Annotated in this window: 15 protein-coding genes; 3 read left to right on the forward strand and 12 right to left on the reverse strand. The window is 60.7% G+C overall.

The window, feature by feature from the left end; all coding sequences use genetic code 11:
* Positions 1–33: 33 nt before the first annotated feature.
* The 7 genes from KVG85_RS24790 to KVG85_RS24820 all read right to left on the reverse strand — a co-directional run bounded on the left by KVG85_RS24790 (position 34) and on the right by KVG85_RS24820 (position 10,069).
* Positions 34–1,542, reverse strand: a complete 1,509-nt coding sequence (locus tag KVG85_RS24790) for a sensor domain-containing diguanylate cyclase (RefSeq protein WP_217865272.1) — start codon at positions 1,540–1,542, stop codon at positions 34–36.
* Between the two features lie 185 nt (positions 1,543–1,727).
* Positions 1,728–3,044: an OprD family porin gene (locus KVG85_RS24795; protein WP_217865273.1), complete on the reverse strand. Its 1,317-nt coding sequence runs from the start codon at positions 3,042–3,044 to the stop codon at positions 1,728–1,730.
* Positions 3,045–3,238: 194 nt separating this feature from the next.
* A complete protein-coding gene (locus tag KVG85_RS24800) occupies positions 3,239–3,460 on the reverse strand; it encodes a hypothetical protein (protein ID WP_217865274.1) in 222 nt (73 codons plus the stop codon).
* A 299-nt stretch (positions 3,461–3,759) separates the two neighbouring features.
* Positions 3,760–5,124, reverse strand: a complete 1,365-nt coding sequence (locus KVG85_RS24805; RefSeq protein ID WP_217865275.1) for a heavy metal sensor histidine kinase — start codon at positions 5,122–5,124, stop codon at positions 3,760–3,762.
* Positions 5,114–5,791: a heavy metal response regulator transcription factor gene (locus KVG85_RS24810; RefSeq protein ID WP_016773287.1), complete on the reverse strand. Its 678-nt coding sequence runs from the start codon at positions 5,789–5,791 to the stop codon at positions 5,114–5,116. Before KVG85_RS24810 ends, KVG85_RS24805 begins: the two co-directional genes overlap by 11 nt.
* Positions 5,792–5,798: 7 nt before the next feature.
* Entirely contained in the window at positions 5,799–8,912 is a 3,114-nt protein-coding gene (locus KVG85_RS24815; RefSeq protein WP_217865276.1) for a multidrug efflux RND transporter permease subunit, read from the reverse strand.
* Positions 8,909–10,069, reverse strand: coding sequence for an efflux RND transporter periplasmic adaptor subunit (locus KVG85_RS24820; RefSeq protein WP_024014238.1), 1,161 nt, complete (start codon positions 10,067–10,069; stop codon positions 8,909–8,911). Before KVG85_RS24820 ends, KVG85_RS24815 begins: the two co-directional genes overlap by 4 nt.
* Positions 10,070–10,259: 190 nt before the next feature.
* Here KVG85_RS24820 and KVG85_RS24825 point away from each other — a divergent pair, with 190 nt between their 5' ends.
* The 3 genes from KVG85_RS24825 (at position 10,260) to KVG85_RS24835 (ending at position 11,650) form a co-directional block, all read left to right on the forward strand.
* Positions 10,260–10,889 carry a nucleotidyltransferase domain-containing protein gene (locus KVG85_RS24825; RefSeq protein ID WP_110646179.1) on the forward strand — a complete coding sequence of 210 codons (630 nt, stop codon included), beginning with the start codon at positions 10,260–10,262 and terminating at the stop codon, positions 10,887–10,889.
* Complete coding sequence (locus KVG85_RS24830) at positions 10,852–11,271, forward strand: hypothetical protein (protein ID WP_125917621.1); 420 nt, start codon at positions 10,852–10,854, stop codon at positions 11,269–11,271. The genes KVG85_RS24825 and KVG85_RS24830 overlap by 38 nt, the downstream gene beginning before the upstream one ends.
* A 139-nt stretch (positions 11,272–11,410) precedes the next feature.
* The gene (locus KVG85_RS24835) at positions 11,411–11,650 is read left to right on the forward strand and encodes a hypothetical protein (protein ID WP_039761398.1); all 240 of its coding nucleotides are present in this window, start codon (positions 11,411–11,413) and stop codon (positions 11,648–11,650) included.
* Positions 11,651–11,784: 134 nt separating this feature from the next.
* On the opposite strand, the gene KVG85_RS24840 is transcribed toward KVG85_RS24835, so the two are convergent.
* From KVG85_RS24840 to norR, 5 genes are all read right to left on the reverse strand, one after another.
* Positions 11,785–12,534: a YkgJ family cysteine cluster protein gene (locus tag KVG85_RS24840; protein ID WP_217865277.1), complete on the reverse strand. Its 750-nt coding sequence runs from the start codon at positions 12,532–12,534 to the stop codon at positions 11,785–11,787.
* An 83-nt stretch (positions 12,535–12,617) separates the two neighbouring features.
* The gene (locus KVG85_RS24845; RefSeq protein ID WP_217865278.1) at positions 12,618–12,944 is read right to left on the reverse strand and encodes a hypothetical protein; all 327 of its coding nucleotides are present in this window, start codon (positions 12,942–12,944) and stop codon (positions 12,618–12,620) included.
* Positions 12,945–13,098: 154 nt separating this feature from the next.
* Complete coding sequence (locus KVG85_RS24850; RefSeq protein WP_217865279.1) at positions 13,099–13,581, reverse strand: GNAT family N-acetyltransferase; 483 nt, start codon at positions 13,579–13,581, stop codon at positions 13,099–13,101.
* A gap of 3 nt (positions 13,582–13,584) precedes the next feature.
* Positions 13,585–14,487, reverse strand: coding sequence for a chemotaxis protein CheV (locus KVG85_RS24855; protein ID WP_016773296.1), 903 nt, complete (start codon positions 14,485–14,487; stop codon positions 13,585–13,587).
* 351 nt (positions 14,488–14,838) lie between these two features.
* Positions 14,839–16,401 (reverse strand): nitric oxide reductase transcriptional regulator NorR, encoded by a 1,563-nt coding sequence (gene norR, locus KVG85_RS24860; RefSeq protein ID WP_217865280.1) that lies wholly within the window; start codon positions 16,399–16,401, stop codon positions 14,839–14,841.
* Positions 16,402–16,470 lie beyond the last annotated feature (69 nt).

The raw sequence follows: 16,470 nt of genomic DNA on the forward strand, positions 1-16,470 counted from the left end.
CGAGCAGGCGGCGGTGCCATCACCTTGGAAACATCAGGCTGACACCACAACGCGATTGCGCCCGCCTTCCTTGGCCTGATACAACGCCTTGTCCGCTGCAAACAACAACTGCTCCAGTGTCATCTCGCTCGCCGATGTCCAGGTGGCGATGCCGATACTCACGGTCATCGCCCGCTCAGCGCCTTCGACCCAGGGCAAATTTTCCACAGCCTGGCGAATCTGCTCGGCGATCTGCTGCGCCCCGGCGCTGTCGGTCTCGGCGAGAATCACCGAAAACTCTTCACCGCCATACCGCGCGACCAGATCCGCCGGGCGTCGCACGTTCGCGGTGATTACCCTGGCCAGTTCACGCAAGACCTGATCCCCAGCCTGATGGCCATGGCGATCATTGAAGGCCTTGAAGTGGTCGGCATCGATCATCATCACCGACAGCGGCTGGCCCGAGCGCTGGGCGCGGAACCATTCGTGGCGCAGGGTCTGGTCGAGCATGCGCCGGTTGGCCACACCGGTCAGGTCATCGGTGGCAGCCAGTTGCGCCAGTTCGCGTTCGGCGCGATGGCGCAAACGCAGTTCCCGGCCGAGCAGCCACGTCAGCCACAACAACCCCAGGCACAACACGCCGGTGGCGCCGCTGATCAGGATCGCCGTGCGGCGCCAGGTGCCGAACACTTCCTCGCTGGACAGCGCCACCATCACGGTCAACGGCAGATTGCCGACCCGCGAGTAGGTATAGAGCCGCCGTTGTTTATCCATGCTCGAAGTGCTGGTGAAACTGCCGCTGCCATCGCGGTCGCTGAGAATGCGCACGACGTTGGGGCGGTTGCCGAAACTCTTGCCGACCGAATCGCTCTGCAGATACGGCTTCTGCGCGAGCAGCACGCCATCGCTGTTGATGATGTTCAACGTGCTGTCGGTGCCGATGTCGAGGCTTTTGAACAGGTCGTCGAAGTAGTCGAGTTTCAGCGACGCCACCGCCACGCCGAGAAATTCGCCGGTCTGCGAGGAGATGCGCCGGCTGAAGCTGATGCGCCACTGATCGGCCTCTTCGCAATCGCAGCGGGTCTTGAACGGTCGGCTGATAAACATGCCGATGTCGCGGTTGAATGCGTGGGCGAGAAAATAATCGCGATCGGCGAAATTGCCCGGTTTCGCTTCGATGCGCGAGGAGTTGGCGATCACCTCGCCGTGTTTGTCGAGCAGCAGGATGTCGCCCTTGAAGCGCGCGGTGGCAGAGCGATCAAACAGTGCCAGATGGCGGATCTGCGGCGAGACGTTCTGCAGGTCGTCACGCTGAGCGGCGGCGATCAGGCCTTGCAGCGTCAGGTCGTACAACTCGACGGTGCGCAGCACGTCGGCATCGATCAATTGCGCGATGGTCGTGGCGCGGCGCGTGGCGACTTCCTGTGCACTGGCGTACTCGCGGATCAGCAGGAAGGTAACGATGCACACCATCGCAATCACGGTCAGCAGGCTGCCGAGGATCAGCAGGCGCTCGGGGCGACCGGTAAGGCCTGTGATGGAAGGCGTGCGGCTGGCGATCATGATGGGGAGCCGGTTGGAGTGGTTTCATAAGCTTAGTTGGGCTGACGCCGGACGAACCTGTGGGAGCGAGCCTGCTCGCGAAAGCGGTGTGTCATTCAACACAGATGTTGACTGACAATCAGCTTTCGCGAGCAGGCTCGCTCCCACAGGGTAGATCACAGGATCTGTAAAGCGCAGCGCCGATCTTAGAAGACGTTGACCGGGTAGTCGATGATCACGCGGTATTCATCTGTATCCGAATCAATCGCGCCGTAGCCGTTGCCGCCACGGTTGGTGGCCCATTGCAGGCGCATCGCGAGGTCCTTGGCCTGGCCGCTTTGTACGACGTACTGCAAATCGATGTCGCGTTCCCAATGCTTGGCGTTGCGGCCATCGGCGCTGTACCAGCTCGAATAGCCTGCGCTGTCCGGGTCAGCTTTGGTCAGATCCAGCGTGCCGCGTGAATAAGACAGCGCCGAAGTCAGGCCGGGGATGCCGACACCGGTGAAGTCATAAGCGTACTTGAGCTTCCAGGAACGTTCGTTCGGGCCGTTGAAGTCCGAGTATTGCTGAGAGTTGTCCAGATAAACGCTGTCGCCCTGGCTGATGTAGTCGAACGGCGTGTTGCCGTTCACGCGTTGGTACGCGGCGGTGACGCTGTGGCTGCCGATGCCGACGGTGAGGTGCGCGCTCCAGGTGTTGTTGTCGATGTCGCCGAGCAGCGCATCGCCGGTGTCCTGCGTGTGATAGGAGTGCAGGCCCGGGTTGAGGCTGACCAGATCGTTCAGTCGCCAGGTGTAGTCGAGGTCGTAGTAGTACTGGTTCCAGATGTCCTTGAGCTCGGACGCGTAAAGACTGCTGGTCAGGCCCTCAACGCCGCTCCAGGACACACCGGCCCAGTTCAGGTGCTGGCTGTCATCGCCGTCTGCCAGCGTGCCGTAGGACGTGCCGATTCGCGTGTGTCCACTTTGGTTATACGGCTTGGTGAAGCTGGCCTGGCCGCCTTCGATCAGCCAGCCGTCAAAGCTGTGGTTGCTCAGGCTGATGCCACGAAAGCTCTGCGGCAGCATGCGCGTGTCGCCGCCGGCAATCACCGGGTTGGTGAGGAACAGATCACCGGCCTTCAACTCGGTATCGAAGGCGCGCAACTTCAACGTCCCGCCTGCGGTGGAGAACGAGCCCGGCGCTTTGCCGTTGCCATCGCTGATCGGCAGGATGCTCGAACCGTCGGTCCCGCCTCCGCCATCGAGTTTCAAGCCGAGCATGGCATGGGCATCGACGCCGAAGCCGACCGTGCCTTCGGTGTAGCCAGACTGGAACACGCCGAGAAAACCCTGACCCCACTCGATATTGTCGTCCGCCTTCTGCAAGCGGTTGCGATTCATGTAGTAGTTGCGGGCGTTGAGGTTGAGGCTCGAACCTGCGACGAAGCCTTGTTGGGCAGGCTCATCGGCGTGGGCGGCGGGGGCAATCGTTGCGGCAAATGCAATGAACAGCGGTGTGAGGCGGGCAGGGTAAAACACGTGCGGTGGAGCTCCTTGGGTCAGCGGGCCGCTCTGGTTCTTGAGCGGCTTGATGTTTCTTGTTGTTACAGACGCACCAGAAGGCTTTCAGACCACAACGAAAAAAGGCCGCTGAATGGCAGCGGCCTAGAGTGACGACGGTTGAACGGGAAGAGCCAAACAACCGCGTCGAGGGAAACCTTTCGCGGTGCGACTCAGCTGTCTTTCTCGAGCGCTTGAGCCTGGGAAGTAGCGGCCTGCGGGGATTGCGTCGCGTCTTGAGCCTTGGCCATCACTTCGGCCTGATGCTGATCGAATGCCTGCGCGCGCGCGACTCTTTGCGCGACGAACGTTTGCGATTCTTCAGCCATCGCCATCGGCGACAGAATCAATGAGGACAAAACGAATGCGCTGGCAATACCCATACTGTTGGACATCTTGAAAACCTTCTCGCTTGGCGAGTGCTGTTTGGTGCGGGCAAAGATAAGGTTGCCGGGGGTTGGGAAACAGCGTGATTTTCATAAATGACTGTTACAGCAAAAGCAAAGATCGGCACGGGTAACAACCCGGTCTGTGCGTGATGGTGGCCTGTGGCGAGGGGATTTATCCCCGTTGGGCTGCGAAGCGGCCCCAAGAATTCCAGCCTCAAAGATTCTTGGATCTTGTGCACAGGATTTGCGACTGCTGCGCAGCCGAGCGGGGATAAATCCCCTCGCCACAGGGCTTGGCTGAGCATTCAGACCGGAAGGTGAATGCCGAAGGTGTTCATGCCCCGATCACTGCGCACAAACACATCTCCGCCATGCATCAGCGCAATCGCCTTGACGATGGCCAGCCCCAGCCCGTGGTTATTGCCGCTGTTGCTACGCGAGGCATCGACCCGATAAAACCGTTCGAACAACCTCGGCAGATGCTCGCTGGCAATCGGCGTCCCGGGATTGGCCACGCCAATGCTCACCTGATGTTCTTCAACCTCGATGCGCACCTCGATCACTTGACCCGGTTCGGTGTGCTGCACCGCGTTGCTGAGCAAATTGATCAGCGCCCGGCGCAGATGCGCGACCTCAATCTGCACTTGCGCATCGCCGCTGACCCGAACTTCAACCTGCGCGTCTTCAAGAATGAAATCCAGATAGTCCAGTGTCGTCGCCACTTCGTCAGCCAGGGACGTCGAGGTCAGTTTGGTCGCCTTGTTGCCCTGATCGGCGCTGGCCAGAAACAGCATGTCGTTGATGATCGAACGCAGCCGCTCCAGCTCTTCGAGATTCGATTGCAGCACTTCGAAATAGTGTTCGGCGGAGCGCCCGCGAGTCAGCGCGACCTGGGTCTGGCCGATCAGGTTGGTCAGCGGCGAACGCAGTTCATGGGCGACGTCGGCGTTGAACGATTCCAGCCGTGAATAGGCCAGTTCGACCCGTTCCAGGGTCGAGTTGAACGACTCGACAAACTGTTCCAGTTCCGGCGGCAGCGGCGACAGACGCAAGCGTCCGGCGCGCAGCGGTGGTGCCAGACGCTGGGCTTCCTGCGACAGTTTGATCAACGGCTTCAGACCGATTCTTGCGACCCAATAGCCCAATGCAGAGGCCAGCAGCACCCCGACAATCGCCAGACTGATCAGGGCGATGAGCAAGTGATGCTGGGTCTGATGCAGCGTCTCGGTGTCGATGCCGATCATGAAACGCAACGGCGGGCGCTGATCCTTGGCGGGGAACTGACTGACCAGCACTTTCAGTGGGTAGGGTTGATCGGGCAGTTGCAGATCGTGCATGCCCAACGGGCCATTGATGGCGGCACGAATCTGCGGCGTAAGGTTGCCGTATTCGTAGCGCGGATCACCGCTGCTGATCCAGAAGCTGATGCGCTTGTCTTCTTCCCCGAGCAGCTTGAGCTTGTTGTTGATCTTCACCCAATGCTCCGGCGTGCCGTAACGGCCAACGGTGGATTCGAGCACGCTGTACCGCGCATCCAGCTCAGCTTCGGGCAACAATCCCAAGCCCTTGTCGACCTGTTGATACAGCGCGCCGCCAATCAACAGAAACACCACCAGCGCCACCAGCGTGAACATGCCGCTCAGGCGCAAGGCAATCGAGTTACTGGACACCACGGCTCTCCAGCACATAACCCATACCGCGAATGGTGTGCAGCAGCTTTTCGTTGAACGGCCCGTCGAGCTTGGCGCGCAGGCGTTTGATCGCGACTTCGACGACGTTGGCGTCACTGTCGAAATTGATGTCCCAGACCATTTCCGCGATTGCGGTCTTCGAAAGGATTTCGCCCTGGCGACGGGCGAGCACGCTGAGCAGGGAAAACTCTTTCGCGGTCAGATCCAGGCGCGTGCCGGCGCGGGTGGCCTTGCGGCTGATCAGGTCGATCCACAGGTCGGCGATGGTCACTTGCACCGGCTCATGGCCGCCGCTGCGGCGGGTCAGCGCTTGCAGGCGGGCGACCAGTTCGAGAAAGGAAAACGGTTTGCCGAGGTAATCGTCGGCGCCGTCGCGCAGGCCTTTGATGCGGTCTTCGACGCGCTCGCGGGCGGTGAGCATGATCACCGGGGTCTGCTTGCGCGCACGCAGTGCGCGCAGTACGCCGAAGCCATCGAGCCCCGGCAGCATGACGTCGAGGACGATCACGGCGTAGTCGCATTCCAGCGCCAGATGCAGGCCTTCGACACCGTCGCGGGCAAGGTCGACGGTGTAGCCCTGTTCGGTCAGGCCACGGTGCAAATAGTCTGCGGTTTTTTCTTCGTCTTCGATAATCAGAACGCGCATGACCGCCTCAGTCTGTGGTCGCCAGTGCCGTTGCGGGCGTTGGGGCTGGTGGGTGTGAGTGCCGGTGAAACAGCCGCTCGAGCCATAAGTATATGACCGGCGTGGTGAACAGCGTCAGCATCTGGCTGACCAGCAAACCGCCGACCACGGCAATGCCCAACGGCTGGCGCAGTTCGGCGCCGGTGCCGTAGCCGAGCATCAGCGGCAATGCGCCGAGCAGGGCGGCGAGGGTGGTCATGATGATTGGCCGGAACCGGGTGATGCACGCTTCGAAAATCGCCTCCTGCGGCGGCAGACCGCGCTGGCGCTGCGCTTCAAGCGCGAAGTCGATCATCAGGATGCCGTTCTTTTTGACGATGCCGATCAGCAGCACCAGACCGATCAACGCCATGATCGAAAAGTCCTGGCCGCAGATCCACAGCATGATCACCGCGCCCAGACCTGCCGCCGGCAGGGTCGAAATGATCGTCAGTGGATGCACGAAGCTTTCATAAAGCACGCCGAGAATGATGTACACCGCCACCAGCGCCGCCAGAATCAGCCACGGCTGGCTGGCGAGCGAACTCTGGAACGCCTGCGCCGCACCCTGGAAATTGCCGCTGATCGCGGTGGGCATGCCGATCTCGGCCTTGGCCTGATTGAGCTGAATCACCGCATCGCCCAATGCCACGCCGGGGGCGAGGTTGAATGACATGTTGGCGGCGGGGAACATGCCGTCGTGGGCAATCGACAGCGGGCCGATGGTTGGCGCGTCAAACCTTGCCAGCGCCGACAGCGGCACCATCTCGCCGCTCAGTGGCGAGCGTAGGTAGAAATAATTGAGGCTTTCGGCCTTGCCGCGCTGTTTGGTGTCCAGCTCGAGAATCACGTTGTACTGGTTGACCTGGGTCTGGAATTCATTGATCTGCCGTTGGCCGAATGCATCGTACAGCGCCTCGTCGACATCGCTTGCAGTCAGGCCGAAACGCGCGGCGGCGCTGCGGTCGATGCTGATGTGGGTGATGCTGCCGCCCAGTTGCAGATCGTTGGAAATGTCGCGAAACGCCGGGTTGCTGCGCAGTTTCTCGGTCAGGCGCTGGGTCCAGGTGGCGAGGGTCGCGCCGTCATTGCTCTTCAGCACATATTGATACTGGGCACGGCTCGGCCCGGAGCTTAGGTTGATGTCCTGCCCGGCGCGCAAATAAAGGACGATGCCGGGCACTTTCATCAGTTGCGGGCGGATGCGGTCGATGAACTGGCTGGCGCTGACATCGCGATCGCCGCGCTTTTTCAGGGCGATCCAGAAGCGCCCGTTGGCGATGGTCTGGTTGCTGCCGGAAACCCCGACGGAGTGCGAGAACGCCTGCACCGCCGGATCGGCCGCGACGATTTCGGCCATCGCCAAGTGTTTTTTCACCATGTCGCCGTAGGAGATATCCGCAGCGGCTTCCGTGGTGCCGAGGACGAACCCGGTGTCCTGCACCGGGAAGAACCCCTTGGGAATGAAAATGTACCCGGCGACCGCCAACGCCAGCGAGAGACCGAACACGCCGATCATCAATTTCTGATGATCGAGGGCGCGGCGCAGGCCCTTTTCGTACCAGCCGAGCAGGCGTTCGCTGAAACCGGGTTTGGCGTTGGCGTGATGTACCGGCTTACGCATAAACAGCGCGGCAAGGGTTGGCGCCAGGGTCAGCGACACCACCACGGAAATCATGATCGTCGAAGTCGCGGTCAGGGCGAATTCCTTGAAAAGGCGCCCGACCACACCGCCCATGAACAGCAGCGGAATGAACGCCGCCACCAGTGAGAAACTGATCGAAACGACGGTGAAGCCAATCTCGCCGGCCCCCTTGATCGCCGCCTCGCGCATGTCATCGCCGGCCTCGAGATGGCGATGGATGTTTTCCACAACCACGATCGCATCGTCCACGACGAAGCCGACCGCCACGACGATCGCCACCAGCGTCAGGTTGTTCAGGCTGAAGCCGAGGATGTACATCAGGGCGAAACTGGCGATCAACGAGACGCCGAGCACCGCCGAAACAATCAGCGTCGCCGACAACTGCCGCAGGAACAGCGCCATCACCGCGACCACCAGCAGGATCGCGATCAGCAAAGTGATCTCGACTTCATGCAGCGAAGCGCGAATGGTTTGCGTGCGGTCGATCAGGGTTTTCACCTGCACCGAGGCCGGCAGCATCGCTTCGAGGCCGGGCAGGGCGGCCTGAATGCGGTCGACGGTTTCAACAATGTTGGCGCCGGGCTGGCGGAAAATCACCAGATTCACACCGGGGCGATCTCCGGCCCAGGCCTGCACGTAGGCATCTTCCGCACCGTTGACGACTTTGGCGACATCGCGCAGGTGAACCGGGGCGCCATCCTTGTAGGAAACGATGAGCTGGCTGTAGTCCTCGGGGTGGAACAACTGGTCGTTGGTCGACAGCGTCGAGATACTCGATTCGCCGTACAGCGCACCTTTGGCCAAGTTAAGGCTGGTCTGCTGGATCGCCAGCCGAATGTCGGCCAGCGTCAGGCCGATGGCCGCGAGTTTGTCCGCCGAGGCTTGTACGCGAATCGCCGGGCGTTGCTGACCGGTGATGTTGATCTGGCCGACGCCGTCGACCTGACTGATCTGACGCGAGAGCAGAGTTTCCACCAGGTCGCTGAGTTCGGTGCCGGGCATCTGTGTCGAGCTGACACTGAGGATCAGCACCGGGCTGTCGGCCGGGTTGACCTTCTTCCACGTCGGCAGCGTTGGCATGTCCTTGGGCAACTTGCCGGCGGCGGTGTTGATCGCCGCCTGTACTTCCTGGGCGGCGGTGTCGATGCTTTTATCGAGGGTAAATTGCAGGGTCAGCAGAGTTGAGCCCAGCGCGCTGCTGGAGGTCATCTGGGTCATGCCGGGGATAGCGCTGAATTGCACCTCCAGCGGCGTGGCCACTGAGGAAGCCATGGTGTCGGGGCTGGCGCCGGGCAACTGTGCCGAGACCTGGATCGTCGGAAATTCCGCTTCCGGCAGTGGCGCAATCGGCAAACGCGGGAAGGCAATTACGCCGACCAGTACCAGAGCGAACGTCAGCAAAATCGTCGCCACCGGGTGATCGATGCACCAGGTCGAGATGCCCTTGTGCGAGTTCATGGCTTCGGCTCCGCCTGCACCACTTGCGCTGGCTCGCTCATGACTTGTACGCTCGAGCCCGGTTTGAGTCGCGACTGGCCGTCGGTCACCAGCACGTCACCAGCGTTGACACCTTTGATGATGTCCTGGCCGCTGCCCTGATAAACCATTTGCACCGGCACCGCCTCGACCTTGTCGTCCTTCACGCGGTAAACAAAGTGTTGTTCGAGGCCACGCTGTACGACGGTGGGCGGAACCACCAGCGCATCTTTATCCACAGCGGTCTGAATTTTTACCGTCACCAGCAAACCCGGCCAGAGCTTCTGGCTGGCATTGGCGAATTCGGCCTTGGCGCGGATGGTGCCGGTGTTGGCGTTGATCTGATTGTCGATCAGGGTCAGCTGACCTTCGCCGAGCAGATTGCCGGTTTCGCCATCAGTATCGGCTCCGATGTAGGCCTTGACCGGTGCGCGTTGCGGATCGCTGATCAGGCTTTGCAGGGTCGGCAGCATCTGCTGCGGCAGGGAGAACTCGACGGCGATCGGGTCGATCTGCGTGACGGTGAACAGGCCCTGGGTGTCGGTCATGCGCAGGAAGTTGCCTTCATCGACTGTACGAATGCCGACACGCCCGGTGACCGGGGAGCGAATCTGCGTGTAGGAGAGTTGCACCTGTGCCGCATCGATCGAGGCCTGATTGCCTTGCGCCGTGGCCTTGAGCTGATTGACCAAGGCCTGTTGCTGGTCGAAGGTCTGTTTCGATACGCCGTCGTCGACGCTGAGCAGTTTGTAGCGCTTGAGATTGACCAGCGCGACCTGCAACTGCGCCTGACTCTCGCCCAACTGCGCCCGGGCCTGGTCGAGGCTGGCGCGGATCGAGCGGTCGTCGATGGTGGCGAGCAGGTCGCCTGCTTTGACCAGCTGACCTTCCTTGACCAGAATTTTCGTCAGGATCCCGTCGATCTGCGGACGCACCACCACGCTGTGCAGCGACAGCACCGAGCCGATGCCGCTGGTATAGCGCGGCACGTCTTTAGCGCTGACCGTCACCACCCGCACTGGAATGGCAGTCGGTGTAGCCAGTTTGGCCGGCGCCGGTTTCAGCGCGAACCACAGGCCGGCGGCTGCCAGCAGAATCAGGAGAGTGGCCAGCAGGATTTTGTTTTTCTGAATGGACATGCGCGGCGCCGAAGTCTGGAGTTTGGGCAGATTGACCAGTTATAAACCGGTCAGGCGGTCGGCAGGGTGACGGCTGGCTGTCAGGAATGTCAGTTTCCGGCGTTAATTGCCGTGGCTGCGATTAGCGTTGAGTTGATAAGTCCCTAAAAGGGACCTATCGTTCCCTTTTTGAGACTCTTTGGCGGGCCAGGTGGAAAACCTTTCTTTGAGCGAAGCGCTGTTCACTGCCACCCAGCAAAAAGTCTTGGGATTGTTGTTCGGCAAGCCCGACCAGACCTTCTACGCCAACGAAATCGTGCGCTGGGCGCAGGTTGGCAAGGGCGGCCTGATGCGTGAACTCGATCGATTGCAACGAGCCGGGATCCTCAGCATGACACGAGTGGGTAACCAGACCCATTACCAGGCCAATCCCGCATGTCCTATCTACGCGGAGCTTCTGGGCATCACGCGCAAGACATTCGGCTTTGCCGAGCCTCTTCGTCAGGCATTAGAGCCGTTTGCCGAACAGATCACTTGGGCGTTCGTGTATGGCTCCATTGCCAAAAACTCGGCGAACACACTCAGTGACATAGATCTCATGCTGATTGGCGAAGGCCTGCACTACAGTGAATTGATGGAGCGACTCATGCCGTTGGAGGAGCAATTGGGGCGTCCCATCAACCCGACGCTATACACCCCGCAAGACTGGGCCAGGAAGCTGGCAGCGCAGAACAGTTTTGTCATGCGAGTGATGCAGCAGGAAAAAATCGATCTGTCAGGGGCAAACCCTTTGGAGTCCAAGGATGGGCAGCAACGAGAGTCTGGAGAATCTTCTACGTAGCGGTGTACTGAAAGCGGAGCCACCTGACCGCAAGGAGTGTGAAGGTCTGATGCGCTCGGCTTTGGACAGGCTCAAGGATGCGCGCACTTGCACACTGTCGTTTTCCAGCCGGTTCGATTTGGCCTACAACGCCGCTCACGCGCTGGCGCTGACAGCTCTTCGCCTGAGTGGCTATCGATCGGACAAGCGCTATCTGGTATTCCAGTGCCTGATCCATACCACGCAAAGCAGCAAGGTTCAGGTGCGATTGTTTGCGTTGTGCCACGAGCGGCGCAATCTCGCCGAATATGAAGGCTATATGGATGAAGATGACGCGCTTCTTGAGCAATTGCTGGAGAGCACCTCGCAATTGTTGGGTGACGTTCAACAACGCATGAACTGAAATATCATCACGCAGTGTCAGTGCCAGGCAGCCATTCAGCGCATCTCGCAAATCTTCAGATGCCGAGCCAGAGCGCACAGGTATACTGCGCGCCTTTGCGGCTCACTGATCGGGCCGACTTTTTGTTCCCGGAGCTTTTATGACTTCCCCGACCCAACCGCCGGTTGACGACGCTGTGAGCGACGTCCCGGCTGAAGTGGCTGACACCAGCGAAACCAAGGCCGAGATCCCGGCGTTCAAGTTCCCGTTCAAGCCGGGCGAGCTGGCTTCGGCGAAAGGCTCGAATCAGCCGTGGTACAAGAATGGCGCGAAGAATGGCCACACCAAAACCCCGGGCATGGCGCCGCCGGGGACGCGTCGGTCGATGGGCAAGCGCTGACATCGGAAAGTGATGGTGCTTGTGCTGGCCTCTTCGCGAGCAGGCTCGCTCCCACATTGGATTTGTGTAGAACCCAAACCTGTGGGAGCGAGCCTGCTCGCGAAAGCGACATCCGCTACAGCACAAATATCAGATCAAGCCGCGCGCAATGAAATAAACGCATAAGTCTGCGCCGGTTCCGTCACCACCTGCCCACCCGCAGCCAGTACCTGTCCGGCCACGTCATCGCCGGACAAATGAAACCGCCATTCACTGGTTTGCGCCGCCAGCGGTTTCGCGCTCACTTGGTCGATTACCGCGGCAAACGCATCCATGTTCGGCAAGTACGCGGTGAACCCGTCGCCCTTGAGCGCTGTGGTGCGAATCCCTAGCGTTGCGCAGATTGCATCCTTGAGTTTGATGTCATCCCGGTCCGCCTGACGCGAACGCTGGATCAGCTCAACCAGTGCCCGATCAACCAACTCGCCGCCCACGATCAGCTCCGGTCCCTGTTCCCAGGACTCCGGTGGGCAATCCTTGGCAGCAGGATTGAGCGGGATGTGCGGATTGATTTCCGCCGGGTAAATCCGGCACACCAGCGGGCGCCGCTCGTAGATCCGGCAGCGCTTGTCGTCGTCAAGATTCCGGCAGGGGCCGACGTTGTAGGCGGCAAAGGTGATCGCCACATGAGCATCAGCAGTGCCGCTGCGGACCACCGCCGAACGGCGCTCGGCATGTTCGCGCTGCTGCGCCGGCAGACCCAGGCCATTGCCGAGAAACGCCTCGACCAGCACGATCACCTGACCGCCATCGGCCGCCCACATGCGGGCTTCGGCCAGCGTCAGCGGGACATGGTGGTCGGTGCAGCACTTGCCGCAGCCTACGCAGGAAAACGTCGTATTCATTGAGCGATCTGTCTTCAATCAGGGTGTGAAACGGTGGCGGAAAACCACCGCACAGGGCCTGGTCGAAGCAAGTTGTGCGCCACTCACTGAGGTTTGGCGGTCGGACGAATCGAATCCCACTCGGTGACGTACGCGGCTTTCGTCTGTTTGTTGTACAGACACAGCTCGCTGCCTTGCTGGCCTTTCATGTGTTTTTGCGGGTATTGGCCTTGCAGCAGAACGGCGGTGTAACCGACGCGGTCGTCGAATTGCGCAGGTGTGCCGACCGGTTTGACGTTTTTCAGACCGCTGGCCTTGGTGCAACTGGCGAGCACGGTCTTGTCGTAAGCGGCCCAGGCGTCGGGGCTGGAGGCGTGGGCCTGGGAGGCGAGGGCGGTGAGGCTGAGCAGGGCCAGGGTGATGGCTTTCATGGTTGGGGCATCCTTGGTTATGGCCAAGGTTGGAGTCTGCCTGAAGAGTTTTGTTGCCTGGGGCACCGCTAAAAGATCGCAGCCTTCGGCAGCTCCTACATGGAAATGCGGTTTCCTGTAGGAGCTGCCGAAGGCTGCGATCTTTTGACTTTGATCAGTCCGGCACCAATTCCCGGCGGACCACATACATCCCGACACTCTCATAAAACCGCCGCGCCCGCAGGTTGTCCTCCAGAACCCGCAAATCGGCAAACCCCTCGCGCCGCTGTTGAAAGACGCTGAAGGCATGCAGCAACAACGCCCGGCCAAGCCCCCGGCCCTGCATTCGCGGGTGTACCACCAGGTTCTTGATATAGGCACTGGTCCAACATTGCGTCACGCCTACCACGCCCTCGGCATCGCAGGCCACGAAACACAATGCTGGGTCATATTCAGGGTCGCTAACGAAGCGCTGACGCCAGTCGTGCAGTGACGGCACTCGACCGCCACCTTCCAGCTGTCCGAGCTGCATCAGCTGATGCACTGCCGGCGCCAGTTCCTCGCGGTAGACGGACAGCTCAATCCCCTCCGGCCACTGCGCATCCGACAGAACCCCACTCAAGTCGCGGCGCAGCAGAAAGCAAAATGTGTCGGCCAAGACTCAGTGCCCGTTCGCCGCGACGTGCTTGGCGGCTTCGATCAGGCGTTGGGTCAGCTCCGGCGAAGAGAACTTGGTCAGCACCGCATTTGCACCGGCCAGCCGGGCTTTTTCACTGTTCATCGCGCTGTCGAGGGAGGTGTGCAGCAAGACGTACAAATGAGCGAAGTCCGGAGTCTCGCGCAGGGTGCGGGTGAAGGCATAGCCGTCCATCTCGGACATTTCGATGTCGGAGACGATCAGGTTGATCTGCTGCGCGGTGCCCTGCAGGTCGAGCAGGCAGTCGATGGCTTCCTTGGCACTGCGCGCGGTGTGGCATTGCAGGCCGAGGTTGCGCAGGGTATGCACCGATTGCTGCAGGGCCACCTGGCTGTCGTCGACCACCAGAATGCGCGCGTTGCCGAGCACTTCGGCGTCTTCCATGGTCAGGTCGGTCGGCGCCATTTCAATCTGCGCCGGGGCGATGCTGTGGATGACTTTTTCGATATCCAGCACCTGCACCAGCGTGCCGTCCACCGAGGTCACGCCGGTGATGTAGGCGCGCGAGCCGCCAGAGCCGAACGGTGGTGGCTTGATGTCGGTGGTCAGGCAATGGACGATCTTGCTCACCGCCTGCACATGCAGACCCTGCTTGGAACGGCTGACATCGGTGACGATCAGGCAGCCACCGTTGGGATCTTCCAGAGGCCGCTCGCCGATCGCGCGGCTAAGGTCGATCACCGACAACGATGCACCGCGCAGGGAGGCGATGCCTTTGACGTGCGGGTGCGACTCCGGCAGCTTGGTCAGCGGCGGGCAGGGGATGATTTCACTGACTTTCAGCAGGTTGATCGCCATCAGCTTGCCGCTGCGCAAGGTAAACAGCAGAAGCGAAAGTGAATCTGCGCGGGCTTTGGTGGAGGACATAAGAACCTTCTGTGGGGCGAGAGTGGAAATCGCCAGAAACCTTTGATGCCGGGTTATCGGCGTGAATGGGGTGGGCTTTAGGTTTGTCGTCACAGATCAAAAGCCCCTCACCCCAGCCCTCTCCCGGAGGGAGAGGGAGCCGATTGGGGGATTTTGAAGAACTCCGTCGACCTGAACGTGATTTACCGAATCCGTACCTGACTGGTTCAATGCGTTGTCGATTCAAGCTCTTCGAATCCATAATCGACTCGATTTTTTCAGGTCGATGCATGACGCAAGACATCTCGGTCGGCTCCCTCTCCCCCGGGGAGAGGGCTGGGGTGAGGGGCTTTTGGCACTTGGCGGAAATCTTCAGCCCTTCATGCCCAAGCGCTTGGCCATCCGCCCAAGATTTGCCCGATCCACCCCCAACTCCCGCGCCGCACTCGCCCAGTTATCCTGATGACGCTCCAGCGCTGCACTGATCAGGCGCCGCTGAAACTCATCGGTGGCACTGCGCAAATCACCACCGATCATCGGCATCACATTGGCCAAGTCGACACTGGCAGGCACAACCACGTTATCCACAACCTCTCGGGGCAAATCCAGATCCGCCGCGCTCAGACTCAAAATCTTCGGACGCACTTTGCAGTTACCCAGCGCTTTCAGCGCACTGCGCCCGATCAGGTGTTCCAGTTCGCGCACATTGCCCGGCCAGGTGTAGGCGAGCAGTGCTTCCTGAGCATCACTGTTCAAACGCAGGCTATTGAGGCCCATGCGCGAGCGGTTCTGCTCGAGAAAGAAGCCACTGAGCAGCAACACGTCGCGCCCGCGATCGCGCAGCGCCGGCACCCGCAGCGGGTACACGCTCAAGCGGTGATAGAAGTCGGCACGGTAGCGACCGCTGCGCACTTCTTCGGCCAGATCGCGATTGGTCGCGGCAATCAGACGCACGTCGACCTGGTGCTCTTTGTCCGAGCCCAGACGCTGCAATTGACCGCTCTGCAATACGCGCAGCAACTTCGCCTGGACTGTCAGCGACAGCTCGCCGACTTCATCAAGAAACAGCGTGCCGCCATTGGCCAGTTCGAACTTGCCACGCCGGTCGCTGGTGGCACCGGTGAAGGCGCCGCGCACGTGGCCGAACAGTTCGCTTTCCACCAGCGTGTCGGGGAGGGCGGCGCAGTTGAGGCTGATGATCGGTTTGTCGGCGCGCGCGGAAGCGGCGTGGATGGCTTGGGCGACCAGTTCTTTGCCGACACCGGTTTCGCCGGTGATCAATACGGTCAGGTCACTGCCGCCAACCAGATTGATTTCTTCCACCAAGCGTTTGTGCGCTTTGCTCTGGCCGACCATTTCGCGGTTCTGCTGACCGCTGGCCTGACGGTAAACCTCGGCGCGCTGATGCTCGTCTTCGGCGCGGGTGGCCAGACGTTCGATGCGTTCGGCGGCGTTGACCGTGGCCGAGGCGAGGCTGGCGAAGGCTTGCAGGGCGTCGAGTTCGATCGGCTCGAAACGCTCCGGGTCCAGCGCGTCGAGGGTGATCAGGCCCCAGAGTTTTTCATCGACGAATAAAGGACAGCCGAGGCAGTCGTGAACTTCGAGGTGATCGTCGAGGCCATCGACCAAACCGTCATAAGGATCGGGCAAGTCGCTGTCGGCAGCGAAGCGCGTCGGCCCGGCGCCGGCCAGCAGGATTTCAAAACGCGGATGCTCGCTGACCTTGAAGCGCCGGCCGAGGGTGTCGGTACTCAAGCCATCCACTGCCAGCGGCACCAATGATTCGCCATCCAGACGCAACAACGCGGCGGCATCGCAGGGCAACAAGGCGCGCATGGCTTCGAGCAGGCGCCGATAGCGCTCGCCCTCGGGCAGTTCGCGGGACAGGTCAGCGACCAGAGGCAGCAGGGCGGTAAGCAGGGATTTAGCGGTCATGGTTATGTAGTCAAAGAGACAAGGTGTAGTCGCGATGACTATACGTTCATTTGTGTCGAAATGACTAAG

This window comes from Pseudomonas triticicola (assembly GCF_019145375.1).
GTDB classification, from domain to species: domain Bacteria; phylum Pseudomonadota; class Gammaproteobacteria; order Pseudomonadales; family Pseudomonadaceae; genus Aquipseudomonas; species Aquipseudomonas triticicola.

What these genes read in the sequence shown, in the direction of transcription:
- KVG85_RS24855 (WP_016773296.1), bottom strand. Translation starts at nt 14,487, where the DNA reads ATGTCCTCCACCAAAGCCCGCGCAGATTCACTTTCGCTTCTGCTGTTT.
- KVG85_RS24830 (WP_125917621.1), top strand. Translation starts at nt 10,852, where the DNA reads ATGGGCAGCAACGAGAGTCTGGAGAATCTTCTACGTAGCGGTGTACTG.
- KVG85_RS24800 (WP_217865274.1), bottom strand. Translation starts at nt 3,460, where the DNA reads ATGTCCAACAGTATGGGTATTGCCAGCGCATTCGTTTTGTCCTCATTG.
- KVG85_RS24790 (WP_217865272.1), bottom strand. Translation starts at nt 1,542, where the DNA reads ATGATCGCCAGCCGCACGCCTTCCATCACAGGCCTTACCGGTCGCCCC.
- KVG85_RS24820 (WP_024014238.1), bottom strand. Translation starts at nt 10,069, where the DNA reads ATGTCCATTCAGAAAAACAAAATCCTGCTGGCCACTCTCCTGATTCTG.
- norR (WP_217865280.1), bottom strand. Translation starts at nt 16,401, where the DNA reads ATGACCGCTAAATCCCTGCTTACCGCCCTGCTGCCTCTGGTCGCTGAC.
- KVG85_RS24845 (WP_217865278.1), bottom strand. Translation starts at nt 12,944, where the DNA reads ATGAAAGCCATCACCCTGGCCCTGCTCAGCCTCACCGCCCTCGCCTCC.
- KVG85_RS24835 (WP_039761398.1), top strand. Translation starts at nt 11,411, where the DNA reads ATGACTTCCCCGACCCAACCGCCGGTTGACGACGCTGTGAGCGACGTC.
- KVG85_RS24815 (WP_217865276.1), bottom strand. Translation starts at nt 8,912, where the DNA reads ATGAACTCGCACAAGGGCATCTCGACCTGGTGCATCGATCACCCGGTG.
- KVG85_RS24810 (WP_016773287.1), bottom strand. Translation starts at nt 5,791, where the DNA reads ATGCGCGTTCTGATTATCGAAGACGAAGAAAAAACCGCAGACTATTTG.
- KVG85_RS24840 (WP_217865277.1), bottom strand. Translation starts at nt 12,534, where the DNA reads ATGAATACGACGTTTTCCTGCGTAGGCTGCGGCAAGTGCTGCACCGAC.